This window comes from Cutibacterium equinum (assembly GCF_028021195.1).
Classification (GTDB): domain Bacteria; phylum Actinomycetota; class Actinomycetes; order Propionibacteriales; family Propionibacteriaceae; genus Cutibacterium; species Cutibacterium equinum.
Genome location: NZ_CP115668.1, coordinates 379,514 through 405,193, shown reverse-complemented (window position 1 = coordinate 405,193; position 25,680 = coordinate 379,514). Strand labels below are relative to the sequence as shown.

23 protein-coding genes are annotated in these 25,680 nt (G+C 63.3%); 12 read left to right on the top strand and 11 right to left on the bottom strand.

The window, feature by feature from the left end; all coding sequences use genetic code 11:
• Nucleotides 1-63: 63 nt before the first annotated feature.
• From O6R08_RS01800 to O6R08_RS01785, 4 genes are read left to right on the top strand one after another with little or no spacing between them, the layout of a single operon-like run.
• On the top strand, nt 64-900 hold the full coding sequence (locus tag O6R08_RS01800; RefSeq protein WP_271418485.1) for an ABC transporter ATP-binding protein: 837 nt from the start codon (nt 64-66) through the stop codon (nt 898-900).
• A complete protein-coding gene (locus tag O6R08_RS01795; RefSeq protein WP_271418484.1) occupies nt 897-1,550 on the top strand; it encodes an ABC transporter permease in 654 nt (217 codons plus the stop codon). Before O6R08_RS01800 ends, O6R08_RS01795 begins: the two co-directional genes overlap by 4 nt.
• Complete coding sequence (locus O6R08_RS01790; protein ID WP_271418483.1) at nt 1,547-2,242, top strand: ABC transporter permease; 696 nt, start codon at nt 1,547-1,549, stop codon at nt 2,240-2,242. Before O6R08_RS01795 ends, O6R08_RS01790 begins: the two co-directional genes overlap by 4 nt.
• A 22-nt stretch (nt 2,243-2,264) precedes the next feature.
• Nucleotides 2,265-3,179, top strand: coding sequence for an ABC transporter substrate-binding protein (locus O6R08_RS01785; RefSeq protein WP_271418482.1), 915 nt, complete (start codon nt 2,265-2,267; stop codon nt 3,177-3,179).
• 26 nt (nt 3,180-3,205) lie between these two features.
• Here O6R08_RS01785 and O6R08_RS01780 read toward each other — a convergent pair whose 3' ends face one another.
• The 3 genes from O6R08_RS01780 to O6R08_RS01770 all read right to left on the bottom strand — a co-directional run bounded on the left by O6R08_RS01780 (nt 3,206) and on the right by O6R08_RS01770 (nt 7,915).
• On the bottom strand, nt 3,206-4,396 hold the full coding sequence (locus O6R08_RS01780; protein ID WP_271419161.1) for a glycine C-acetyltransferase: 1,191 nt from the start codon (nt 4,394-4,396) through the stop codon (nt 3,206-3,208).
• 37 nt (nt 4,397-4,433) lie between these two features.
• Entirely contained in the window at nt 4,434-5,471 is a 1,038-nt protein-coding gene (gene tdh / locus O6R08_RS01775) for an L-threonine 3-dehydrogenase (RefSeq protein WP_271418481.1), read from the bottom strand.
• Nucleotides 5,472-5,611: 140 nt separating this feature from the next.
• Nucleotides 5,612-7,915 carry an ROK family protein gene (locus tag O6R08_RS01770; protein WP_408640119.1) on the bottom strand — a complete coding sequence of 768 codons (2,304 nt, stop codon included), beginning with the start codon at nt 7,913-7,915 and terminating at the stop codon, nt 5,612-5,614.
• 168 nt (nt 7,916-8,083) lie between these two features.
• Here O6R08_RS01770 and O6R08_RS01765 point away from each other — a divergent pair, with 168 nt between their 5' ends.
• From O6R08_RS01765 to O6R08_RS01730, 8 genes are all read left to right on the top strand, one after another.
• A complete protein-coding gene (locus O6R08_RS01765) occupies nt 8,084-9,514 on the top strand; it encodes an L-serine ammonia-lyase (RefSeq protein WP_271418479.1) in 1,431 nt (476 codons plus the stop codon).
• A gap of 837 nt (nt 9,515-10,351) precedes the next feature.
• Nucleotides 10,352-11,452, top strand: coding sequence for an ABC transporter ATP-binding protein (locus O6R08_RS01760; RefSeq protein ID WP_271418478.1), 1,101 nt, complete (start codon nt 10,352-10,354; stop codon nt 11,450-11,452).
• 286 nt (nt 11,453-11,738) lie between these two features.
• Complete coding sequence (locus tag O6R08_RS01755; RefSeq protein ID WP_271418477.1) at nt 11,739-13,637, top strand: hypothetical protein; 1,899 nt, start codon at nt 11,739-11,741, stop codon at nt 13,635-13,637.
• The gene (locus O6R08_RS01750; protein ID WP_271418476.1) at nt 13,637-15,331 is read left to right on the top strand and encodes a class I SAM-dependent DNA methyltransferase; all 1,695 of its coding nucleotides are present in this window, start codon (nt 13,637-13,639) and stop codon (nt 15,329-15,331) included. The genes O6R08_RS01755 and O6R08_RS01750 overlap by 1 nt, the downstream gene beginning before the upstream one ends.
• Nucleotides 15,331-16,545, top strand: coding sequence for a restriction endonuclease subunit S (locus O6R08_RS01745; protein ID WP_271418475.1), 1,215 nt, complete (start codon nt 15,331-15,333; stop codon nt 16,543-16,545). Before O6R08_RS01750 ends, O6R08_RS01745 begins: the two co-directional genes overlap by 1 nt.
• 55 nt (nt 16,546-16,600) lie before the next feature.
• Complete coding sequence (locus O6R08_RS01740) at nt 16,601-17,293, top strand: hypothetical protein (protein WP_271418474.1); 693 nt, start codon at nt 16,601-16,603, stop codon at nt 17,291-17,293.
• Nucleotides 17,290-18,447: a helix-turn-helix domain-containing protein gene (locus O6R08_RS01735; RefSeq protein WP_271418473.1), complete on the top strand. Its 1,158-nt coding sequence runs from the start codon at nt 17,290-17,292 to the stop codon at nt 18,445-18,447. The genes O6R08_RS01740 and O6R08_RS01735 overlap by 4 nt, the downstream gene beginning before the upstream one ends.
• Nucleotides 18,444-21,605, top strand: coding sequence for a type I restriction endonuclease subunit R (locus O6R08_RS01730; protein WP_271418472.1), 3,162 nt, complete (start codon nt 18,444-18,446; stop codon nt 21,603-21,605). The genes O6R08_RS01735 and O6R08_RS01730 overlap by 4 nt, the downstream gene beginning before the upstream one ends.
• A 122-nt stretch (nt 21,606-21,727) precedes the next feature.
• On the opposite strand, the gene O6R08_RS01725 is transcribed toward O6R08_RS01730, so the two are convergent.
• Genes O6R08_RS01725 through O6R08_RS01690 form a run of 8 tightly spaced genes read right to left on the bottom strand, consistent with a single transcriptional unit; the run spans nt 21,728 to nt 25,637 of the window.
• Complete coding sequence (locus tag O6R08_RS01725) at nt 21,728-22,084, bottom strand: hypothetical protein (protein WP_271418471.1); 357 nt, start codon at nt 22,082-22,084, stop codon at nt 21,728-21,730.
• Complete coding sequence (locus tag O6R08_RS01720; RefSeq protein WP_271418470.1) at nt 22,077-22,601, bottom strand: Asp23/Gls24 family envelope stress response protein; 525 nt, start codon at nt 22,599-22,601, stop codon at nt 22,077-22,079. The genes O6R08_RS01725 and O6R08_RS01720 overlap by 8 nt, the downstream gene beginning before the upstream one ends.
• A complete protein-coding gene (locus O6R08_RS01715) occupies nt 22,592-23,167 on the bottom strand; it encodes an RNA polymerase sigma factor (RefSeq protein ID WP_271418469.1) in 576 nt (191 codons plus the stop codon). The genes O6R08_RS01720 and O6R08_RS01715 overlap by 10 nt, the downstream gene beginning before the upstream one ends.
• Before the next feature lie 60 nt (nt 23,168-23,227).
• Nucleotides 23,228-23,944 carry an alkaline shock response membrane anchor protein AmaP gene (amaP, locus tag O6R08_RS01710; RefSeq protein WP_271418468.1) on the bottom strand — a complete coding sequence of 239 codons (717 nt, stop codon included), beginning with the start codon at nt 23,942-23,944 and terminating at the stop codon, nt 23,228-23,230.
• Nucleotides 23,941-24,495, bottom strand: a complete 555-nt coding sequence (locus O6R08_RS01705; protein WP_271418467.1) for a DUF6286 domain-containing protein — start codon at nt 24,493-24,495, stop codon at nt 23,941-23,943. Before O6R08_RS01705 ends, amaP begins: the two co-directional genes overlap by 4 nt.
• A gap of 1 nt (nt 24,496) precedes the next feature.
• Nucleotides 24,497-24,910, bottom strand: coding sequence for an Asp23/Gls24 family envelope stress response protein (locus tag O6R08_RS01700; RefSeq protein ID WP_271418466.1), 414 nt, complete (start codon nt 24,908-24,910; stop codon nt 24,497-24,499).
• On the bottom strand, nt 24,910-25,095 hold the full coding sequence (locus tag O6R08_RS01695; protein ID WP_271418465.1) for a DUF2273 domain-containing protein: 186 nt from the start codon (nt 25,093-25,095) through the stop codon (nt 24,910-24,912). Before O6R08_RS01695 ends, O6R08_RS01700 begins: the two co-directional genes overlap by 1 nt.
• A 29-nt stretch (nt 25,096-25,124) precedes the next feature.
• Nucleotides 25,125-25,637 (bottom strand): Asp23/Gls24 family envelope stress response protein, encoded by a 513-nt coding sequence (locus O6R08_RS01690; protein WP_271418464.1) that lies wholly within the window; start codon nt 25,635-25,637, stop codon nt 25,125-25,127.
• Nucleotides 25,638-25,680: the final 43 nt, after the last annotated feature.

The following is a 25,680-nucleotide window of genomic DNA, read 5'->3' as shown; positions in this document are numbered from 1 at the left end:
TAACGTCGTTTTCCTACCGGCGTCACCACAGCACACGCGACCGGCCGGGCGGGGAAGGACCGCATGATCCGTTTCGACCACGTCAGCAAGCGTTTCGACGACGGCACAGTCGCCGTCAAGGATTTCGACCTGGAAGTGCAGTCTCACCACCTGGTCGTGCTGCTCGGGTCGTCGGGATGCGGCAAGACCACTTTGTTGCGGATGGTCAACCGGATGGTCGATCCGTCCGAAGGACGCATACTCATCGACGACACCGACGTCGCGACCCTCGATCCGGTCAAGCTACGTCGTCAGATCGGCTACGTCATGCAATCGGGCGGATTGCTCCCCCACCACACCGTGGTCGACAACATCGCCACAGTGCCGCTGTTGTCTGGAACGTCGCGGAGTGTCGCCCGGTCTCAGGCCTTGGACCTGCTGGAAAGGGTCGGCCTGGATTCCTCGCTGGCACGCCGCTACCCCGCCCAGTTGTCGGGTGGGCAGCGCCAACGAGTCGGTGTGGCCCGAGCCCTGGCCGCCAATCCCAACATCCTCCTCATGGACGAGCCTTTCGGCGCCGTCGATCCGGTGGTGCGTGCTGAGTTGCAGCAGGGCCTTCTGCAGATTCAGCACGATCTCGCCAAGACGATCGTCTTCGTCACCCACGACGTCGATGAGGCCTTCCTGCTCGGCGACGAGGTCCTCGTGTTGAGACACGGCGCTCAGGTCGCCCAGCGCGGCCGCCCCGACGAGATCCTGCTTCACCCCGTCGACGATTTCGTCTCCTCCTTCATCGGCGGTGATCGTCGCAGTCTCCATGTCGAACAGCACGATGAGTATCCCACTGTCGTTGACGCCGGAGGTCGACTCGTGGGTCGCCTCATCGAAACCGGCATCAAGGTGCCCGAGGAAATGTCGTGAACACCCGGTGGGTCAGCCAGAACTGGGACCACATCTGGTATTTGATGGGCCACCATGCCGTGCTGGGCATCATTCCCGTGGTGGTGAGCCTCGTGCTGTCAGTTCCGCTGGGATGGTGGGCGCATCGCTCGTCGACTGCACGGCGGATTTTGATACCCGGCGCCTCGATTCTGTATGCCCTGCCATCCCTGCCGCTGTTGGTCTTATTACCGCTCATCCTCGGCACGAAGATCCTCGACCCGGTCAATGTCGTCGTCGCCCTCAGCCTCTATGGCATCGCTTTGCTGGTACGAACAGCCACCGACGCCTTCGACTCGGTGGGCCGGGCGGTCCGTCGTGATGCCGTTGCCATGGGACACTCCAATGCCCAGGTGTTCTGGCGGGTGGCCCTGCCGCTGGCGGCGCCCACCCTCACCGCAGGGTTGCGGGTGGTCTCGGCATCCACGTTGTCGCTGGTCAGCGTCGGTGCCCTCATCGGCGTCCCGTCGCTGGGCTATTTCTTCACCGACGGTTACCAGCGTTCCTTCCCGACTGAGATCTGGGTCGGGATCGTCGGGACCCTCGCCCTGGCGCTGATCTTCGATCTCGTCATCGTCGCCGTCGGCGGCCTGCTGACGCCCTGGCAGCGTCGCGGGGATGAGATGTCATGAACCAGATCACAGCTGCATTCACGTGGTTGGCGACCTCGTCGCACTGGAGCGGCCCCGGAGCCGTCGGGGTCCGTATCGGCGAGCATCTCTGGTACACCCTGCTGGCCATCCTCCTCGCCGCGGTCATCGCGATCCCCTCTGGTCTGGCGATTGGCCACACAGGCCGCGGAAGGACCATCGCTGTGGCCTGCTCGGGGGCTCTGCGCGCACTGCCCTCCCTCGGGCTGCTCACCCTGCTGGCCGTCTCGACGACGATGGGCATCACGCATCCGGTCGTCCCGGCCACCATCGTGCTGGCCATTCTGGCTATTCCGCCACTGTTGGCCGGCACCTACTCCGGGATTGAAGCCGTCGACGAGGAGGTGACCGACGGAGCCCGAGCCTGCGGCATGACGGAGATGCAGGTGTTGCTCCGCGTCGAGTTGCCGCTGGCTGCTCCCCTCCTGCTGGGCGGATTGAGGTCAGCCACCCTGCAGGTGATCGCAACGACAACCATCTGCTCATACCTGGGCATGGGCGGCCTGGGGCGTTTCATCCTTGACGGTCTGGCTGTCTCCGATTACCCGCAAATGCTCGCCGGGTCCATCGTCATCATCGTGGTGGCCCTCGTCGTCGACGGTCTACTCGCTCTGACAACACGCCTACTCACCGGTCCGGGTCTGCGACATGCCCTGGCCCTCACCCCACAGTGATCACCCATCGAAGGGAGTACCCATGACCACGATGACTCGCCGAACGCTGCTCGGAGCCGCCATGTTGACAGGCCTGGCGGCCTGTTCTTCCCATGACCCTCTTGACTCGAATGGCTCGGGCTCTGGTGGGTCGAGCGTGACGGTCGGTTCGGCGAATTTCACCGAGTCCGAGATCATCGCTGAGCTCTACGCCCAGATCCTCGAGAAGGCCGGCGTCACCGTTAAGCGCCAGATGCAGATCGGTGCCCGCGACGTCTACGTCAAGGCGCTCAAGGACGGCTCGGTCGACCTCGTCCCGGAATACTCCGGGAACCTGCTGCAGTTCTTCCGGGGGTCCTCGACGGCTACTGACGAGACGTCGGTCATGGACGCTTTGCGCAAGGTCGTGCCGTCCGGCATGTCGGTGGGTGAACCGTCAGCCGCCCAGGACGCCGATTCGTGGTGCGTCACCTCCGAGTTCTCCAAGGCCCACGACGTCACGTCCCTGGCTGATCTGGCCAAGCTGGACTCTCTCAAGGTGGGCGGAAATCCTGAACTCAAGGAACGTCCCTACGGGCCCAAAGGGTTGACGAAGGTGTACGGGGTTCCGGCATCCAAGATCGCGTTCACCGCCCTGTCGGACTCCTCCGGTCCGCTCACCGTCAAGGCGTTGACGTCAGGGGCGGTCGACCTCGTGGATCTCTACACGACGACTCCCGCGATCAAGGAGCAGAACCTCGTCGTTCTGGAGGACCCCAAGCACCTCATCGTGGCCCAGAATGTCGTCCCTCTCATGACCACGAAGGTTGCCGACAAGCATCGCGATCAGCTGGCCAAGGTGTCACATGCCCTGACCACCGACGATCTCATCGCCATGAACCGGCGAGCTCAAGGCGGCGAGAAGGCCTCGGCCTCAACCATTGCCAAGGACTGGCTGGGCGCGAAGGGGCTGGCCTGACCACCAGCCCCTCCCCCGGAGTGTCCTCACCCGATCTCCTCGCGAGCCTCCTCGAAAGCCTTGATGGCCTCGTCGAGCTGTTCCCGGCTCAGCCCGGCGGACATCTGGGTACGGATGCGAGCCTTGCCGCGCGGCACCACGGGGTAGCTGAAGGCGCGCACGTAGATACCCTTGGCGAGCATCGCATCGGCCATCTTGGCGGCCTTGACGGCGTCACCGATCATGACCGGGCAGATCGGGTGCTCCGACTCCGGGATGTCGAATCCCCGTTTGGTCATCTCTGCGCGGAAGTAGGCGGTGTTGTCACGGAGGCGATCCAGCAGGTCCGAGCTCGACTTGAGCAGTTCGAGGGTCGCCAGGGCTGCGCCGGCAATCGAGGGGGCCAGCGAGTTGGAGAACAGGTACGGACGCGAGTTCTGACGCAACATCTCGACGACTTCACGATGGGAGCAGGTGTAGCCACCCGAGGCTCCGCCCAGTGCCTTACCAAGGGTGCCGGTCACGACGTCGATGCGGTCGCGCACTCCCCAGTGCTCGGGAGTTCCCGCTCCGGTCTTGCCCACGAATCCGACGGCGTGGGAGTCATCGACCATGACCATCGCACCATACTTCTCGGCAAGATCACAGATCTGCGGCAACGGGGCGACGAATCCGTCCATGGAGAAGACGCCGTCGGTGGCGACCATGATGTGTTTGCAGCCCTTGGCCTGGGCGTCCTTGAGCTGGGCTTCCAGGTCGGCCATGTCCTGGTTGTAGTAGCGGAATCGCTGGGCCTTGCACAGCCGAACGCCGTCGATGATCGAGGCATGGTTGAGCTCGTCGGAAATGATGGCGTCGTCAGGTCCGAGCAGCACCTCGAAGAGGCCACCGTTGGCGTCGAAGCAGGACGAGTACAAGATGGTGTCCCAGTTCTCGGGGTCATCGGGGTGCAGGAACTCGGTGATGGCCTGCTCCAGTTTCTGGTGCAGGGTCTGGGTACCGCAGATGAATCGCACCGAGGCCATGCCGAAGCCCCACTCGTCGAGGGCCTTCTTGGCAGCCTCGATGAGCACCGGGGAGTCAGCCAGCCCGAGGTAGTTGTTGGCGCACAGGTTGATGACCTCGCGTCCGTCGTCGACGGTGATCTTTCCGGCCTGGGGGCTGGTAAGCGGGGCCTCAGCTTTGTACAGTCCTTCCTCCTTGAGGGCTGCGATCTTGGCGTTGAGTTCGTCCTTCATGGATCCGTACATCGTTGTCCTCCTAATACATCGCTTGTCAGTCGAGGCATTCCCAGTTCATGACGACCTTGCCGCCATGACCCGAGCCTGCAACATCAAAGGCTTCACGGAATTCGGTGATTGGGTATCGATCGGTGATGATTCCGGAAATGTCAAGACCGGAACGGATCAGGGATGCCATGGCGTACCAGGTTTCGAATATCTGACGGCCGGTCACTCCCTGAATTGTGATCATGTTGAAGATGATCTTGGACATGTCGAGGGTGATGTCCTTGCTCGGGGTTCCCAGCAGCGCGATCCGTCCACCGTGGGTCATATTGGCGATCATGGACGTCAGGGCGGCACCCGATCCAGACATCTCCAAGCCGATGTCGAAACCCTCCTTCATGTCGAAGCGGTCCCACACCGTCTCGAGGCCTTCGCGTGAGACATTGACGGTGTTGTGCAGGCCGAGCTTGTGGGCCAGTTCAAGCCTCTCGTCGGACAGATCGGTGACGACGACGTTGCGCGCCCCCTGGAACTGGGCGACGAGGGCCGCCATGATCCCAATCGGTCCGGCCCCCGAGACGAGGACGTCCTCGGCCAGGCAGGGGAACTGCAACGCCGTGTGAACGGCATTGCCGAAGGGGTCGAAGATCGCCGCGACATCCGGGTCGAGATTCGGGATGTGGTGGACCCAGATATTGCTGGCCGGCATGACGAAATACTGGCAATAGGCCCCGTCGACGGCGTATCCGATGCCTTGGGTGTTGCGGCACAGGTGACGTTTGCCAGCCAGGCAGGCACGGCAGCGTCCGCAGACATAGTGGCCCTCACCCGAGACGAACTGGCCGACCTCCAGGTCATTGACCTCGGACCCGAGCTCGACGATCTCGCCGCAGAACTCGTGCCCGAGGACCAGCGGGGTGTGCACCGTCTTGGAGGCCCACCCGTCCCATTTGTCGATGTGAACGTCGGTGCCGCAGATCCCACTGCGCAACACCTTGACGACGACATCGTTCGGTCCCGGGGTCGGGTCGGGAATGTCAATGAGTTCAAGCCCCGGCTCCGGCCGGGTCTTCGCCAAGGCCTTCATGGCCCCTCCTCTTTCCGGGGCATGACCCCCTCAACCACATCGTCGCGACGACACCACTGTGCCACTACCTGAACCGGGCTGCACGCCGGGTGGGCAACTACCGGCTCAACCCTTCAGACCAGAGCTGGCAAGCCCCTCGATCACTTGATCTGGTTATTGTTGAAATACTGGATGATCTGGCCATCCAGAGTTGGCACCTGACGCGGTGCCGAGCCCTGACGCAGCGACTCGGTGGCCTCAATACCCGCAGCGACGGCATACCAGGCCCCCAGTGGCGAGGTATCCGTTGGGGTTCCGTTCCTCACAAAGTTCAGGAACTCGGTGACCGTCAACACGTCAGCATCACCATGCCCATTGGCATCCCCAATAATCGGGTATGTCTCGTCACCGTCGGCGTTGTAGTGGGTTCGCTTGTTCCACAGTCGGATGACGCCTCCCTCACCGTCACCGAAGTTCTCAATCCGCCCCTCAGTCCCGATGACCGTGTAGTTACGCCAGTAATCAGGCGTGTAATGGCACTGCTGATACGATGCGAAAATCCCCGATTCCATCCGCATGAGCATCATCGAGATGTCTTCAACATCAATGACCGGGTTGAGATTTTTCTGGGTCAACGGTGGCCAGTTGTCCAGCGAGTACCAATCCCCCATGAGCTGATCGGAATTGTCACGACGGTCAGTGATCTGATCGTAGAGGGTCAGCCCACCCATACCGACGACGTCAGTGGTGTGGGAATCAGCGAACCAGTGCATGACGTCGATGTCGTGTGCGGCTTTCTGCAGCAGCAGGCCCGTGCCGTGCTCTCGGGTGGCATGCCAGTCCTTGAAGTAGAAGTCACCGCCCGACCCAACGAAGTGACGACACCAGATGGCCTTGACCTCACCGATCCGGCCGGTCCGGATGAGGTCACGCATCGACCGCACGACATTCATGTGACGCATGTTGTGACCGACGTACAGTTTCGTGCCGGTCTGGTAGGCGGTGGTGAGGACCTTCGTCGCCAAATCCATCGTGATGGCCAGGGGCTTCTCGAGGTACACCGGGATCCCGGCCTCCAACAGCTGGCAGGTGACCTCGGCGTGGGTGTCGTCAGGGGAGGTGACGAAGGCGACGTCAATTCCCGAGGCGATAAGTCCGGCGACATCAGAAGTGATCGTGATGGAGTCGGGATCCTTCCCGAGCCGGTCGGCCACTCGCTTGCGGGCTAGATGGTGAGGCTCGCAGACAGCTGTGACGACGCCATCGTTGCCCTCCAGCTCGGCGTTGAGAGCCAGTCGGGAGCGCGCGCCGACGCCGACGATGCCCACCCTCATGCCATCACCTGTGTGTCCTTCTCGATGAGTTGTCTTCATGACGCTGTGCTGTCCTCTCTCAACCTCGGAAATAATCTTGTCCATGCCCTGCAGGGTCACCGGATGTGGATGCTCGACCCCGACAGCCGTCCTCGTCACCATTTCCAGTGCGGTGTTGAGTGCCCCCACGACGGATGCGGCCCGGCCCAGCTCTTCGACCTCAGCGGTCATCGATTCGGCATCACGGGGACGCCTGGACACAAGTCGCGCGATGATTCGGCGAATCACTGAGACCGACGCATCCGTAGGCCCGGACATGACAATGAGGTCTGGATCTATGACCGCCGCCACGGACCCAGTTGTCAGGGCTGCCCGATCAATCCAGTCGTCGCCGGGAGTCTCGTCACCTTCCAAGCGCAGATCGAGCACATCGCTGATTTCACCGGCATTCCACGCCCGTCCGCGATGGAGCTGTCCGTTGAGCACCAGACCGGTGTGCAGACCGCGGGTCATCCTCACCAGGAGCATGTCGGCGTCGGCGTCAAGGCGCCCACGTTGGCGACGCTGACAGAACTCGCCATAGGCGGCCATGTTGATGTCGTTGTCGACGCTGACGGTGACGTCCAGACGCCGAGAGAGCCGCTGCCCCAGGTCCATCCCGGTCCACTGAGGTACCAGGTCACTTCGGACGACGCGCCCATCACCGTCGACAATTCCGGTGGTGGAGACCGCCAGGTGTAATAGGGGCCCCTTGTCCTGGTAGGAGTCCCGTAGCGACTCTACGGCGCTGACGACGGCCTCAAGACGAGCGTCAGATTGGTGCTGGCCGAGCCGTGAACTGCGCGCGGCCAGGATGGTTCCGCCAAAGGTGACTGCCACCAGCAGCATGGAATCGACGAGGATGTCGGCCCCGATGACAATTCCGACGTTGTCGCCCAGGGTCCACGTGGTGGCAGGCCGCCCCACACCACCGGAGTCGACGGCGCCATGGTTCACCCACCCGGACGACTCCAGGTCGTTGAGGATCGAGATGACGGTCGGGCGGGACAACCCCGTCGCCTCCACGAGATCAGCAGCGCTCATCGCATCGCCGCTACGCAACTCGACCAGGACGTCGTCAGCTCGCTCACTGCGTCGATCACGCTTCGCCACTGTCAACACTCCCGTCTCGAGACGCCTTCACGGTCCTTGTAACGGCATCTTTCAAAAGATGGTTTCACTTTGTGCTTGAGCAGTAGCTTGGACCACCCTGACGAATAAATCAAGGGGTTCGGCGAAACTTGCTGATGCCGCCCCTGAGTCTTTGGCACCATTGATGTCGTGGCAGTCAGTGTTTTCGACATCTTCAAGGTCGGCATCGGTCCGTCCAGCTCACATACCGTCGGCCCCATGCGAGCCGCCCGGGTCTTCGTGACGGATCTGGCTCAGTCACCGGCGTGGCCTCACGTCACCCGAGTACGCGCCGAACTTTTCGGCTCCCTGGGTGCAACCGGACACGGGCACGGATCGGAGGCAGCCGTACTGCTGGGCCTGGAGGGAGAAGACCCCGCCACCGTCGACACGGACGAGACTCCCAGTCGGGCCGCCGCCATCACCAATGACGGACGCATCACCCTTGACGCCGTCCACGGCGGCCGGGAGATCCCCTTCGACGTCACGGCGGACCTCATCCTGTATCGCAACCGTTCCCTGCCCTTCCATCCCAATGGCATGACGTTCACGGCATGGTCCGGCCAGGAGGTTGTCGCCGAGCGCACCTTCTACTCCATCGGCGGCGGCTTCGTCGTTGAGCACGGCGAGGACGAGCACCCCGCCATCGTCCGCGACTCGGCCCCGGTCCCCTACCCCTTCAAAACCGGCAAGCAGCTGCTGGAGCAGTGCTCTGACTACCGGATGAGCATCCCCGAGGTCGCCATGGCCAATGAGATGACCATTCGCGACGAGGAACATGTGCGTAGCGAGCTGCTGGACATCTGGACCGTCATGCACGAATGCGTCGAACGCGGTTGTTCTCGCGCTGGTGTGCTTCCGGGCGGGCTGCACGTGCGTCGCCGCGCCATGAAGATGCATCGCGACCTTGTGACTCGCGAGCAGATCACCCCTGGCGAGCCGGAACCCTTCGGATCAGTCGACTGGCTGACGGTGTGGGCCTTGGCGGTCAATGAGGAAAACGCCGCGGGTGGTCGTATCGTCACCGCTCCCACCAATGGCGCAGCCGGCATCATCCCGTCCTGTCTGCACTTTGCGGTGAAGTTCCTCTCCCCCGGTTCCGACATTGACTCGGGTACTCCCGGCGTCAACACCGGTGACGACGACCTCATCGTCGACTTCCTGCTGGCTGCCGGGGCCATCGGCGAGATCTACCAGCAGTCGGCGTCCATCTCGGGAGCTGAAGTGGGCTGCCAGGGCGAGGTTGGCGTGGCATGTTCCATGGCGGCGGCCGGTCTGGCTCAGGTCATGGGCGGGACGCCTGCCCAGGTCTGCAACGCCGCCGAGATCGGTCTCGAGCACCACCTTGGTCTCACCTGTGATCCCGTCGGTGGCTTGGTTCAGATTCCGTGTATCGAGCGCAATGCCCTGGGTGCTATCAAGGCCGTGACGGCCGCCCGTCTGGCCATGGCAGGTGACGGCTCCCAGATCGTCAGCCTGGATCAGGTCATGAAGACGATGATGGAGACCGGGCGCGACATGAAGGTGAAATACAAGGAGACGGCACGGGGTGGCCTCGCGGTCAATATCGTCGAGTGCTGACGACTGCGCACATCAATTCTTGACGCACATCCCTAAAATTGTCCAAGAGAACTGAAAACCGCCTAAGAAAACGCGATGCACCGTATCAATAGCTGGGGCACCGCAGTAGCGTGATGGCATCACCCAGCGACCAGATTGAGCAAGGACGATCTGCCTGCTCAACCTGATGTCGTGCTCTGGTGCAGAGGAAGGACACGATGCCCAACACAGGAAAAACGACGGTTGCGGCTGTAGTGAGAGCTACAACCGAAGGCCGGCACTCCATGACATCACCATATGAAGCCAAGTTGGTGCTCGAATGAAGAATGAAAAGAACTGGACCATTCTCGCATGGGTTCTGGGAACGGTCGTCATGGTATTGTTTGTATTGTCCCTCTGGGGCCAAGTCAATGGAATTGGCTCATGCTTGGACAACGGCTCCAGTGAGGCTGTGAAATGTCAAAGAAAATAATGATCATCTTGATTATCGAAGTCATCCTCTTGGCAGTGATGTGCTGGTGGTACGACGCCACGATCATTGCGGGGCTCAAGTGCAGGGGCCCGCTGTGGGAGCAGCCCTGACCCCCAGCTCGTAGCCCGGTGCGATGAGGCCCAGCCCACCGGGCCGTGGGCCGGACCCACACGCAGGGTGGCCCACGGCTCAGCCCCGAGGTGCACCAGCCGACAAGGCAAAACACTCCTTTCGGCCAGCCTCTTGCCACCATCGCGGGCAATGTCCCTTATGATCGACACCAGGTCCTCGCAACACTCGCGGGGATCCCGGCGGCAACCTCAGCTCGCCGGATTTCCACAACGGATCGTCGGGCACGTACCTGCCCGTGGAAAGGAACAACGGTCATGGCAACCGTGCAGTACAAGGAGGCGACTCGGGTTTACCCGGGCACCGATCGCGCAGCCGTCAGCAAACTCAACCTCGACATCGGCGATGGCGAGTTCATGGTCCTCGTCGGACCGTCTGGCTGCGGTAAGTCGACCTCCCTGCGAATGCTGGCCGGCCTCGAAGAGGTCAACGCCGGCTCCATCTGGATCGGTGACCGCGACGTCACCGACCTGCCCCCGAAGGACCGTGACATCGCCATGGTCTTCCAGAACTACGCCCTGTACCCCCACATGACCGTGGCCGACAACATGGGCTTTGCCCTCAAGATGCAGAACGTGCCGAAGGCTGAGCGTCAGCAGCGCGTTCTCGAAGCCGCCAAGCTCCTGGGCCTCGAAGACTTCCTCAACCGCAAGCCGAAGGCACTCTCCGGTGGTCAGCGTCAGCGCGTCGCCATGGGCCGCGCCATCGTCCGTAACCCGCAGGTCTTCCTCATGGACGAGCCGCTGTCGAACCTCGACGCCAAGCTGCGCGTCCAGACCCGTACCCAGATCGCTGCCCTGCAGCAGCGCCTCGGTGTCACCACCGTCTACGTGACCCACGACCAGGTCGAGGCCATGACCATGGGCGACCGCGTTGCCGTCATGAAGGATGGCATCCTGCAGCAGGTCGACTCGCCGCTGGCCCTCTATGACGCCCCGAAGAACCTCTTCGTCGCCGGGTTCATCGGCTCTCCCGCCATGAACCTTGTCGAGGGCGAGGTCGTCGACGGCGGCGTCAAGCTCGGTGACTATGTCATCCCGGTTGCCCGCGAGGTTCTCGCCAAGGCCCCGAACGAGACCAAGCTCACCCTCGGTATCCGCCCGGAGTCCTTCACCCTCGCCAGCGAGGGCGTCGGACTCGACGTTGCCGTCGTCGAGGAACTCGGCGCTGACGCCTACCTCTACGGCTCCCTCGTCGGTTCCGGCAAGGAAGCCTCGATCGAGGATGGCGAGGCCCACCAGGTCGTCGCTCGTATCTCCTCGCGTCGTCCTCCGCAGCGCGGCGAGCAGGTGCGCCTGGGTATCGATCCGGCTGCCGTGCACGTCTTCAGCCAGGAGACCACCGAGCGCATCTCCTGAGCCTCGGTTTCCGCAGACACGACGAGGCCCCCGGTTCTTCCGAGGGCCTCGTCGTGTTCTGTGTGGCCATGGGGGGCGTGCCCTGATTCTCGCCGTCGAACGCAGCGAACTCTTTCATCTCTGCTTGTGTGACACGGCCCCTCAGCGAGCTGCTGCGGCTATGTCCGAACGTCGATGTAGCCTGCGCTTATTTCAATTTACATCACTCTGATAAGTCTCCTTATCAGCTACTTCATATATCAAAGGCGTCTACTCCAGTAAGCTGCTTGCAGCGGAAGGAGGAACCATGACAACTCAGCAGACGCTGTCTCTGGGGCAGATCGCCCGGCTGTGCCACGTCAAGCGCGCCGTGGCGACGATGTGGCTCAAGCGCCCTGTCGCCGGCGCCCCGTTTCCTTCCCCGTCCCCCACGGGCCGCTATGCAGCCGACGAGGTGCTCGACTGGCTGGAGCGGACCGGCCGGGGCAACAATCCCCAGCCCCGACTCGACCTCGCCCTCGAAACCACCTTCAACGCGGGCCGTGGCACGAAGGAAATGCAAGCCCTGACCGCGATGGTGGCTGCGCGGAGCATCGTCGACTGCCCGTTGGTGAGCATGGACACCGAGGATCTCCTCGATGCCGTCGAGGAGGCCGACCCCGACGATGACTGGCTCTGGTCGGAGGTCGAGGCGCTCGACGTCGAGAGGCTCTCTCATGAGGCTGACGCGCTAGTCGAGGCAGCCTGGACAACCTCCGACGCCCACGACCGGCTGGTGCAGGAGGTGACGCGTCGGACCGCGAACACACCCCGCCTCGCCGAAGACTTCGTCGCCCTGGTTAGCACAGCCGCCAAGGCCTTGCTGTCCTCGGGCGGGGAGCTCGTGGACGTTAACGGGACCGCCAACGACGTGCTGGTGAACCTGATGCGCGACGAGGACCTCCAGGATGTCGGGCTAGTCCTGCCCGGCGAGGGTGCCGGTCATCGGATGGCGCGACAGCGTCTGGCGGTGCGCCACCTCGTCGCGCGCACACCCTCGTTCGACGACGACTGGCAGCTAGCCGAAGGCAGCGTCATCCTCGCCCGCTTGGAGTCCGACGTGCACGCAGCACTAGATGACCTCGACCAGCTCTCGCTCCAACTCGCGCCGGGCACACGGGCCCTCGTGATTGGTCCAGCCCAGATCCTCGTCGACCCGCTGGGCAGCTCCACGAGGCGTCGCGACGCTGTCCTGCGTGACCACTTGGTGCGCGCTGTGGTGCGACTCCCCCAGGGTCTCTTGGCCGATGGGGCGCGGGGGCATCTGGCGTTGTGGCTGATGGATGGAACGGCGGATGCCCGCCCCTTCGTCGGTGACCTCAGTGGCACCCCGTTGAACAGCGCCTTACGCCAGCGGCTATTGGATGATCTGGTGGCTGTGGCCCAGCAAGATAGTCGCCGCTGCATCGAGTTGCTGCACCCGGTGGCACTCCCCTCCCTCCTAACGCGCTCCAGGTCGCTGGTAACGCTGGGCCAGACCGTGCCGGTGGGGCTGCCCAGTGCACCCGGTGATGACGCGGCCAAAATCCAGCAATTGCTCACCAGGCTCACGGTTTCCGAGCCGAGTCCGATGAAGGGCATCACGGCGCGGGTGGCCACCGGCCGCACACCGTCGGTGGCGGTGCTGGGTGAGCTGGCCCAGCAGCGGCTGGCGAAGGTGGTGTCCGGTACACGACTCAACGTCGAGGCGCTCCCCGAGGGGTCGTCCAGGCTGTGGACCGCTGCCGGGTTAGCCCGCCGCGCACCGCAACCCGTCGACATGCTGCAGCTGACCCGGCAGGCTCCCGAGGCGAAGGTGACCCAGCCTGGCGACGTGGTCTTCTGCTCGACCGGGAAGCCGGTCGCCCAGGTGGACGACGAAGGTAGCGCAGTCGTCGCTTATCCAGCGCGGGTACTCCGTCTCGATTCCCGTGCGCCCATCTCACCGCGGTCCGTCGCGGCCGTCATCAATGAGCTTCCTGCCGGGTGCGGTGCGTGGCGTACTTGGCAGGTCCCCATAGCCCGGGACCGCAGGGCTACCGACGACACGCTGGCTTTGCTGGAGCGGTGCGAGCGCCAGTTGCAGGACCGACAGAATGTGGTGGACGAGCTCCGCCGCGTGGTGATGCGTTGCGTGCCCTGTGGCGCAGTGACGCTCACCACGACCGAGAAGAAGGAGGGCCAGTGATGGCACCCAGGAAGAAACAGGACGCACTGTTACCCAGCACCGACAAGGAGCTGAAGGACACCCTGTGGAAGGCTGCCGACAAGCTGCGCGGCTCGATGGATGCTTCTCAGTACAAGGACGTGGTGCTGGGGCTGGTCTTCCTCAAGTACGTCTCGGATGCGTTCACGGCGCGGGCTAGCGCGCTGACCGCCGAGCTGACCGAGGAAGGCTATGACGCCGAGGCGATCGCCGAGACTCTGGAGGACCGTGACGAGTACACCGCCTCGAACGTCTTCTGGGTGGACGAGGATGCCCGCTGGCCCCATCTGGTGCAGATGGCGAAGGTGAACGACGCCAAGACGATCGGCCAGCGTCTCAACGAGGCGATGGACCTGTTGATGTCAGACAATCCGTCGTTGGCGGGCACGCTGCCGCGCGTCTTCAACAACTCCAGCGTCGACCACCGTCGGCTGGCAGAACTGCTGGACCTGCTGAACTCGCTGCGGTTCAGCGGACAGGGTGCTAGCCGGGCGCGTGACCTGCTGGGCGAGGTGTACGAGTATTTTCTGGCGAAGTTCGCCTTATCGGAGGGACGCCGGGGTGGCGAGTTCTACACACCGGCCAGCGTGGTGCGCACCATCGTCGAGGTGTTGCAGCCCCGCGAAGGCCGGGTCTACGACCCGTGCTGTGGTTCGGGCGGCATGTTCGTGCAGGCGGAGAAGTTCCTGGCCGCGCACGATGACGACCCGATGAAGCTGTCGGTCTACGGGCAGGAGAACGTGGAGAGCACCTGGCGGATGGCGAAGATGAACCTCGCCATTCACGGCCTGAACGGCAACTTGGGGCCGCGCTGGGGCGATACCTTCTCGCTGGACCTGCACCAGGGCGTGCAGATGGACTACGTGATGGCCAACCCGCCGTTCAACATCAAGGACTGGAACCGGGTGGAGTCGGACAGCCGCTGGACCTACGGCGTACCACCGGCTAAGAACGCGAACTACGCCTGGCTTCAGCACATCATCTCGAAGTTGAAGCCCACTGGCACGGCGGGCGTGGTGATGGCCAATGGGTCGATGACATCGAAGTCGGGCGGCGAAGGTGAGATCCGCGCCCAGCTGGTGGAAAACGACCTGGTGAGCTGCATGGTGGCGTTGCCCGAGAAGCTGTTTCGCTCCACCGGGATTCCGGTGTGCATCTGGTTCTTTGCCAAGGACAAGTCGGCCGGTCGGGGAGGTTCCGTGGACCGCCGCGGCGAGGTGCTGTTTATCGATGCGCGCAACTTAGGCCACATGGTTACCCGCGCCGAGCGCGCCTTCAGCGACGCCGACATCAAGCAGATCGCCGACGCCTACCACCTGTGGCGCGGCATGGAAGTGCTCGATCTGGGCACCAAGGACGCCACGGCGACCGAGTCTTCCTCCCCGGCTCCTGAGTCCGCCGAGGGGACGGGAACAGGTACTGAGCCTGTCGAGACCACTTTCCCGGACGGAGCCTACCGCGACATCCCGGGCTTCTGCCGCTCGGTGAGCCTCGCCGAGATCAAGGAGGCCGGCTACGCGCTGACCCCGGGTCGTTATGTCGGCATGGCCGAGGCCGAGGCTGACGACGAGCCGCTCGACGAGAAGATCGCCCGCCTCACTACGCAACTCCGGGAACAGTTCGCCGAGTCCGACCGCTTGCAAGCGGTTGTGCGTGAGCAACTGGGGAGGCTGTGATGCGAACCACCACGCTAGGCGAATTGGTCGATGAAGCGGGCGGAATTGTTCAAACGGGCCCGTTTGGTAGCCAACTTCACGCGCACGATTATTCAAATTCCGGTGTCGCCGTCGTTATGCCTCAAGATATCCGCAACGGCAGACTCGATCACTCCTCAATCGCCCATGTGACTACGCGCAGAGCATCAGGCCTCAGTCGCCACACGCTCCAAGCTGGAGACATCGTGTATTCGCGGCGCGGCGACGTGGAGAAGTGCGCCTTGGTCTTGGAAACCGATCTACCAGCCATGTGCGGAACTGGTTCCCTGCTAGTTCGCGTGCCAAAGTCACACTTCGCAGACTCCACGTTCCTCGCTTATCTTTTGCAGACCGACGAAGTTCGCAAGTGGGTCCGCGGTCATGCTGTGGGCGCGACGATGCTGAACCTGAATACCCAGATTCTTCGTGAAGTTCCACTGGTTCTTCCGCCGCTTCCAAAGCAACAGGCAATCGCGGAAGTCCTGGGCGCCTTGGACGACAAGATCGCCGCCAACCGCGCCCTTGTCGCGACCTCGCTTGAGTTGGTTGGAGCCCACCACCGCCACATCAAATCGGGCGGAGTCTGTACACGTACCGCCTTCACCGATGTCGCTGAGATCGGTGGTGGCGCCACCCCCAGCACGAAGGTGGATGCCTACTGGGAGGGTGACATTCCGTGGGCAGCCCCTAGCGACATCACGGCTCTTCCGGCACCGTATCTCGAGGACACACCGCGCAAGATCACGAAGGCGGGACTGACTGCGTGCTCTTCTCCGCTCTATCCCGTTGGATCCATCCTCATGACCTCACGGGCAACCATCGGGGCCTTTGCCATCGCGCAAGTTCCCACTGCGGTGAACCAGGGTTTCATCGTCGTCCAGCCGCACGATCCGACCTTACGCTGGTGGCTACTCGCCGAGATGCAACAGAGGGTGCCTGAATTCGTCGCTATGGCCAACGGCGCTACCTTCCTCGAATTGCCAAGGAAGGCTTTCCGGAAGATGAGTTTCGCGTTACCCGAAAACGCGGCGTTGCAACATTTCGACTCGCTCGCCGGGCCTCTGCATGCGACATCAAGTTCCGCACTCCGTGAGTCTTCCACCCTCGCCGCTCTACGCGACACCCTGCTACCCGCTCTCATGGACGGAACGCTGCGCGTTAAGGATGCTGAGACGACAGTCAGCGAGGCTCTCTAGCCCTCCTTTCATTTGTATGCAAAAATTTCTTCGTATCCTCTGATTGGAGTTGCCCATGAGCCCCGTAACCAACCTCGTACTGAACCGCGTCCAACTCATCGCCCCGCGGATCGACGAGGCCATGGCCAGTGCCATCATCCAGGCCGAGACCCGCGCCCAGGGTTTCGAGCAGGATCGCTTTCCGTACATCCGGCCGCTCAACATCCGCCAGGACGTCCGCCTCTCTCTCGAAGCAGAGCCTCTTCCCGGCGGCTGGCGGGTCGAGGGCGACCCACGAAAGATGGGCCAGCTGCTGCTCGTTGACAGCGAGACTGGGATGACCGTGCGCTTTCTCAAGGCGCCCTACACCCAGCCCGACCACGTACCGCATGCCGGATACAACCCTGCCCGTCGCGAGGCGTGGAGCAATGAACCGCTCGACACCAGCCTGCAGACCGCCATACCTTCGCTCGGCGATGCCGGCACGCTCGCCAAGCGCACCGACGACCTGCACGGCGAGACCTTCCTGCTGATCTGGGCCTGGAGGGACCCGTCAGACCGGGAGAGCGGATACGACCTGCGAATCGTCCACACCCGCGCCCCCGGCGCATTCGGCAAGGCCACCCCGTGTGACCTCGACCTTGTCATCCCCCGCGGCGGCCTCGTCAATGAGGAGGGTCTTCGCTTCGTTGGCTCGGACGAGGACAGCGACCTTTTCATTTTCGACATCCCCGACGAAAACGACACCGAAGGGCTCGCAGGACAGTGACCGACCAAGATCTCGTCGGCCAGCGCATCCGGGCGCTCGCCGAGCTACTCGGCATGTCGCGCACGCGGCTCGCCGAGAGCGTCGGCGCCACCCCGGCACAGCTGTCCAAGATCGAGAGCGGCATTCAACGCTTCCCGCTCGACCTCGCTGCCGCCATGGCCGAGAAGCACGGCGTCCCACTCGCCTTCTTCACCCAGAACGACCCCGCACACGAGGCGGCCGTGCCCACTTTCCGCAAAAAAGCCCGCGCCTCCGCACTCGACCAGAAGCGCATCACCCGCCTTGCCCGCGAAGCAGCCCGGGTCTTCACCCAGGCTTCAACTCAGACCGGCTACAAGCCCTTTGTCTTCACCGACGACAAAGATCTCCTCGACGACGTCGAACAAGTCGCCCTCGAAGTACGACGTGCCGCTGGTATTGCCGACGACGCCCCTGTTCCCAATGTCACACGAGCCCTCGAACGCCAGGGCATCGCCGTCATCAACGGCCTCGACCCAAACACCGAACGAACCCTCGACCTGTCCGGCATCAGCCTGCCAACCCGCCACGACCAGCGGCCGCTCGTCGCCCTGGTCAGCAACCTGCCCGGCGCCGTCGCCCGCTTCACGCTCGCCCACGAGGCTGCCCACCATATCTGGGACCAGGACCTGCCCAGTCCGATCACCAGTACCAAAGACCACCGCGAACTACGCGCCCACCACTTCGCCGGAGCGTTCCTACTCCCCAAACAGCAGGTTATTGCCCGCATCACAGAGCAGACCACGCTGCGCGGATACCTCCCGGTCAAGGCCGATTACGGAGTCAGCGTCGGTGCAATCATCATGCGCTGCCGAAACCTCGGGATTATCAGCAGTAACCGCGCGCGAAGCCTCCAGATCCAGCTCTCCTCCCTGGGATGGCGGGATCCAGACATCGAACCCGTCCCCGTAGCCGACGAACGCCCCCTACTACTCAAACAGGCCCTGGAACGCGCCACCCCCACCGGCGGCCCGGGACTGGGCACCTACACAGGCCTGCCTCCACACCTAGTCCGTCACTGGGCCCGTTTGGACCCGCCTACCAATCCCGCCGATTCCGGAGCCGACATCATCGATCTGGCCACACGCCGGCGTCATTCCCGCACCACCCCCGCACATGAAAGGCACAACCCATGATCCTGGAATCCGAGTGGGAGACCACCATGCTTGACTGGCTCGGTGAGCTCGGCTGGGAGCCGACCACCGGTTCCGCCGTCGAGTCCCAGCGTAACGGCCTCGACGACCTGGTGCTGGGCGACGTCTTCCTGCACGCCCTGCGCCGCCTCAACCCGGGGGTACCTGACACCTTCCTCGCCCAGGCGCAGGCCGAGATGCTTACCCCGAAGAGCCAAGATGCACTGGCCGAGAACAAGGCCTTCCACGCCCTGCTCGCGCACGGCTTCCACGGGCTCGCCTATGTCGACTCCTCGGGTGCCGAACAGACCCCCACCCTGCGCCTGGTCAGCCCCAACCCCGACGAGAACACCTTCCATGCGGTACAACAAGTCCGCATCGTGCACGGCCAAAACAGCCGTCGCTTCGACGTCGTCCTCTACGTCAACGGTCTGCCGCTGGCCATCGTCGAGCTCAAGCAGGCCGGCGCAGCCAATGCCACCATCGCCAAGGCCCACGCCCAGATCGGAACCTACCTGGCAGAATTCGGCACCGCCTTCCGCAGCGTGGTCACCACCGTCATCAGCGACGGGATCAGCGCTCAGTACGGCACGCCGTTCACCCCGCTGAACCACTACTCGCCGTGGAAGGTGGACGACTTCGGCACCCCCGTCGAGACCGGCCCTAACACCCCCGAGCTGGAGACCCTCACCTACGGCTTGTTCGACCTGCGCCGATTCCTCGACATGGTCCTCAACTTCACCGCATTCGACGAGGACTCCGGCCACGTCACGAAGCGCATTGCCAAACCCCACCAGTACTTCGCCGTGCGCAAGGCCGTCGACTCCACCCTCAAGGCCATCGACTCCACCGGCAAGGCCGGCGTCGTCTGGCACACCCAGGGGTCCGGCAAGAGCATGGAAATGGAGCTCTACGCCAACCTGGTGATGACCCACCCCGAGCTACTCAACCCCACGATCGTCGTCATCACCGATCGCACTGAGCTCGACGGACAGCTGTTCGCCGGCTTCCGTCGCTCCACCCTGTTACCCGAGACGCCCGTGCAGGTCACCCGCCGGTCCGAGCTGCGCGAACGGCTCGCCAACACCGCTTCTGGCGGCATCTACTTCACCACCCTGCAAAAGTTCGGCCGCTCCGCAGCCGAACGTGACTCCGGCCTCGACCACCCCATGCTCACCGACCGGCGCAATGTCATCGTCATGGTCGACGAGGCCCACCGCAGCCACTACGACGACCTCGACGGCTACGCCCGACACCTCAAGGACGCCCTACCCAACGCCACCCTGATTGCCTTCACCGGCACCCCCATAAGCACCGCCGACCATGACACCCGCGCGGTCTTCGGCGAATACATTGACGTCTACGACCTCAGCCGAGCCGTCGACGACGGTGCCACCGTGCCCGTCTACTTCGAGCAACGGTTAATCAACGTCGGACTCACCCCCAACATGACCTCCGAGGACCTCGACCGCATCGCCGACGAGACCACCGAAGGCCTCGACGACGCCGAACGCAGCCGCATCGAGAAATCCGTGCTGGTCATCAACGCCATCTACGGCGCCCCCGAGCGCCTGCACGCCTTGGCCGCCGACATCGTCGCACACTGGGAAGCCCGACGCGCCACCGTCGAGCCTGCCCTACGCGACGGAGACTCCGCGACCACCCCGCACGGCAAGGCGATGATCGTCGGCGCAACCCGCGAGATTTGCGCAAACCTCTACACCGAGATCACTCGGCTGCGACCCGAGTGGCACAACGACGACATCACCAAGGGGCGCATCAAGGTCGTCTATTCCGGCAATGCCACCGACACGGAGCCGATCCGCAACCACGTGCGCCGCGACTCCGAAAACCAGGTCATTAAGAAACGCCTCACCGACGTCAATGATGAGATCGAGCTGGTGATCGTCAAGGACATGATGCTTACCGGCTTCGACGCCCCGCCCCTGCACACCCTTTACCTCGACCGGCCGCTCAAGGGTGCCCTGCTCATGCAGACCCTCGCCCGGGTCAACCGCACCTTCCGCGGCAAACAAGACGGCCTGCTCGTCGGTTACGCACCCCTGGCCGAGAACCTGCGCGAGGCACTCGACGAGTACACCGAGACCGACAAGACCACCCGCCCCGTCGGTCGTGACGTCGACGAGGCCGCCGGGGCCACCCGCGACCTCCTCAATGCCCTTGACCGGCTACTGTCCGGCTACGACTGGATGGGCGTGCTCCGCTCCGGAACCAAAAGCGCCCGACGCGACGCCGTAGCCGGCGCGGTGGAATACCTCCGCTCGCCCAGCACACCGGGTAACCGCGTCGACGACGGCGAGGAGACCCTGGCCGATCGTTACCGCAAACTGTCGGCCAGGCTCGCCCGCATGTGGGCGCTGTCCGCGGGCAGCCAGACCCTCGACGACAAGCGCATCCACGTCAATTTCTACGAGGAGGTGCGGGTCTGGATGGCCAAGTATGACGCCAAGGAACGCGAGGCCAACGGCCAGCCCGTCCCCGACGAAGTCCTGCGACTGCTGCGCGGTCTGGTCGCCGACGCCACTGTCAGCAGCGGCATCACCGACATCTATGAGGCCGCAGGCATCCCCAAGCCCAGCCTGCAGAACCTCACGCCGGCAATGGTGCAGCAGTTCAAGGATGCCACCAACCCGCACCTGGCCATCGAGGCCCTGCGCGATCTGCTCGTTGCGGAAGCCGACAAGGCCACCCGCAAGAACCTAGTGCGCAACCGCGACTTCAGCGAGCGCATCAACGAACTGATGCTGCGCTACACCAATCAGCAACTAACCTCCGCCCAGGTGATCAGCGAACTTGCCGAGCTAGCCAAGAGCATCAGCGAGGAGAACGCTCGCGGCGCGAAGTTCGACCCGCCGCTCAACCACGAGGAGATCGCCTTCTACGACGCGCTCGCCAATGACCCGGGAGCGTTGGAGACCATGGGCGACGATGTGCTGGCAGCCATGGCCCGCGATCTGCTCGCCATCGTGCGCAAGGACTCCCGCACCGACTGGACCAGGCGCGACGACGTACAGGCCAAGCTCCGCAGCTCGGTGAAACGCCTTTTGCGCCGGCACAAGTATCCGCCCAGCAAACAGCCCGAAGCGGTGAAACTGGTGCTCGAACAGATGGAGGCAATCGCACCGGATTTCCAAGCATGAGACTCGGAAAATACCTCAGCACGAAACAGCCACGGGACCAACTCTGATTCCCTGGAATGGTCACCTACGCGGCTACTTCCCCGCCTCATGGAGCCATTCCCAAGAATCGCAGCCCCTCGCCGTCACCCACCGCTGCGCTCAACCCTGGAGACGATGACATCCACCTTCCCCGGAGTGCGTCCGGCCTGGGTCATGGCCGTGGCAACCCGGTGACGAAGGTCCTGGGTGAGCCGCACGATGGGCACCGTCAGATCCACAGTGACCTCAATTCCCACGTCGGTACGTCCGTCCTCTTCGCTGATCCGCACTGCGCTGCGGTCATCAGACATGCCGACCCGCCGCCACCACGGCCGAACGAGTCGAGTCACTCCCGGGGTGTTGAGGACGGTCGTGACGATGACCCCTTCCAGATCATCGGTGGTGTCGTCGCCGGTCAGGACAGTTCCGGAGACGACAACGTCGTTTTCGGGCTCAGGCATGGATGTCCTCCACTGCGATGTCAATGGCTTCCGGGCGCCCGCCCAGTTGTCGATACATTTCCGAGGAGACTCGCTGACGTACCCGATCGGCACATTCGGGGATCCGAACGCCGTGCGCAACCTCCAGATCAATACGCAATCTCAACGGCGCTTGGGGTATCGAGAAGCGGACCCGCCCCAGCCTGCCATCCTCATGGTCAGCCAGGGTCTCGCGCACGATCGTGGCCAACACGGTCTCCCTGACCTCGACGTCGCCACCATCATCGCTGACGATGCAGTGACGCGGTGAGAGGTCAGCGCTGTAGGACCTCCACACCGACGACAATTTCAGCGGATCGACGACAACCCTGGTCTGGGCGTCCTCGGCAACCGTGTCGTCACGCAATTGACCGGCACGAAGAGCCTCGGTGCGCACCGCCTGACAGGCCGGGCACTCAACCTCGTGCTCGGTGGGAGGCTCCAGTGCATTGTCCCAGACGCGGTTCATGTCCGCGCCACACACGAGACTCACCTCCATGGTTCCATCTCCTCTGCAATGGTGGCTCTCGCCCGGGCCAAACGGCCACGGACGGTGGACACCGGTAATTCCTCAATGTCAGCGATTTCGGCGTATCCGAGGCCGTCAAGGTGGGCCATCACCCAGATACGCCTCTGGTTGCCAGGCAGCCGGTCGACACACTTCCTCAACGCCGTCATCGCGGCGTCCCTGGCATGTGCCCTCGCCGGATCCTGACGGGTATCGATCCTCACCGGAACGTCGTCAGGAGCTACCGGATCGGTCGCGCGTCGCCCGGCGGTCCGAATGACCTCTCGGCAACGGTTTCGAGCAATGGTATACATCCACGCCCTGAACCGGGATCGATCGTCGAGATCGGGCAACTTCTGCCACGCCGTCAACAGAACATCCTGGACGACATCCTCGGCGTCCATCGTGGCCGGCAAGTGGTGGTGACAAAACCTCAACAGCGGCCCGCCCCATGACTCGACAAGGCGCGCGTATGCCGCAGCATCTCCGTCCTGAGCAGCACTGATGTCCGCAAGACAGATCTCGTCGCCGCCGTCACCTTCGACTGTGCTGACCATGACCTCGACGCTAGCAGCGGTCGAGGACAACAACCGTGTCCTCGACCGCTGGCGCACAGATCACGCGAGCACCTGTCCGTCACGACTGCGCGGCTTGGCCCGTTCGGACTTCTCGTCGAGGAAGGTCGGCCTGGGCATCGGATTGTCGGGAAGACTGTCCTCGGATTCGTCGACATTGGGCACGTCGGTCACGCCGACGCGGCTCACGCCCATTCCGGCGACATGTGCCCCCGTCCGCAACTTCGTTGCGAAACGCACCAGCTTGGCATCCAGGGCGGTCTCGACATCGCGAGCCACCTCAGATTCCAACCGCGTGACGAGCTCTCGCACGTCAGCACGATCATCAATGTCGATCTGAACCATCATCTCGGGAGCGACACGGGCCCCGAAGAACCTGACGCTGGCGCTGCTGACCCCGGCAAACTCCTCGATCTGCTCCTCGACAGCTCGCCCCAGGGCGTCGGTGGACAGCACGGTGGATCCATGGTCCGACTCGTGGCTGATGCCGTAGCTGTGAGCACGATTGCTTGACGAGAACTGCCGAAGCAGCCACATCAAACCAATCACCACAGCCAGGACGCCCACGATGAGCAGGGCCCAGGACGCGTAGTCCGTGCGCCATGCCTTCGGCACATCAACCATGGGCGAGTCAAGGCTGGGCTGCCACCATCCCCACGAGGAGACGACGCCGAACCGCACCAGCATGAACCACGCGACCACCAGCAACAAGATGATCCCGACGACGGCAAGTCGTGTTCTGTTTGCGCGCCCCCTCATCGCAACCTCACTTTCAGGTTCGGGGACTGTTCCAAGCCCAGCGACTCGACACGGTCCGCAACCCGTCTGGTGAGCTGGTCCCGCATCACCTCAGGATCATTGACGTCGGTCTTGACGTTGATCTTGAGAGTGTTGCCACGCCGCTTCACCGACGAGGATGCGACCCCGTCCTCCTCGTTGATCCAGCGGGACACCCAGCCCGTCAAGTCGGAGTTGTCCATGACGATCTCGCGATTGTCCGGGGCACCTTCAGCCGGCTTGAGAAAGACACCGGAGGTGCGTCCCGGCTTGAATGCCCAAATCACCAACAACAGGGCGATGACGCCGATGACGATGGCAACCGTCAGGGCGATGTTGCTGAGCCACGAGGCGGTGGTCATGTGGCCGCGACCCCACGCCAACCACTGAGGCAAGGATCCGTTCTGGAGACGGTAAATGGCAGCAATGATGGCCACCACCCCACCCGCCACGAGCAGGACACCAAGGATCGTCACCGGGGCCGTCCGCGAGGGACGACGAACGAGTGGCGGAGACATGTATCGATGACTCATGTCAGTTCAACTCCTTCGTCGTCGATGTCTGGTTGACGACTCGACTCACCAGAATGTCGATGGTGCCGATCTGGACCCCAGACAATTTCGGGACCTGCTCGGTCAAACGAGCTCTCAGATCGTCGCACTGAGCCTGGACGGGGGCAGGGTAGCCAATGGCAACCTCCACCTCGAGATCTGCAGTACTGCCGACGAGAACCGCTCTGACCTTCGGGCCTCGATCGAAGTCGGCGCGCGACCCCGATCCGAAGAACGACGAGGTGGGAGCCCCAAAACCCTCGCTCTGGGCCGCCACATGGGCGGCCACCTTCTCAACAACCGCCGTGGTCACCGTCAAGGTTCCACGGCTGGCCTTCTCACGGTTGTGGACCGCCAGCGACGACACCGAACGTACGCGTGTGGTGCCGGCAGACATCAACGGTTCCGCTGACTTGGCTTGCCGAAGATGTCGTGCACGTCGAGCTGGCCGTCAATGATCCGCCCCACGATCAGGCCGAGCAGACCCAGCACCAGCACGATGATGGCCTGCCAGACACCAACACAGACTGCGATGACGCCGAGCAACAGACCGACGAGCGCTCCGATACGCGATGCATTCATACTGTGACCTTTCAGGGAAGCCCGGCGTTTCAGGAAAGCTCAGCGTTCTTGCGCTGCACAGGCGCCTGGACCGGCTGGTCGTCGCCCTCGTCGTCACCCTGGATGTGCACATCGGTGACCTGGACGTTGACCTCGACGACCTCAAGGCCGGTGCCGTACTCGACAGCGTCGATGATGGTCTCGCGGAGCTTGTTGGCGACCTCGACGACCGAGTAGCCGTACTCGATGACCACGGAGAGATCGATGGCGCACTGACGCTCGCCCTTCTCAACCTGGACGCCGTTGGAGACGTTGGTGGTGGAGCCCGGAATGCGATCAGTGATGGAGCTCAGCATGCGACGTCCGGTGGAGCCCATGGCGTAAACGCCAGGAACCTCGCGGCAAGCGATGCCGGCGATCTTCTGGACAACCTGCTCGGCAATGAGGGTCGAGCCGTGTTCGGTGTGCAGGGGCGACGGAGCGAGGGTCTCCTTGGTGGTGTCGGGAAGATTCTCGGTCTTGGTGTCGTCGGTCTTGGCGGAAGTGTTCTTGGTGTCAGCCATGTCGGCTCATCTCCATTCGATCTGTGAGGACTGTCACATGTTC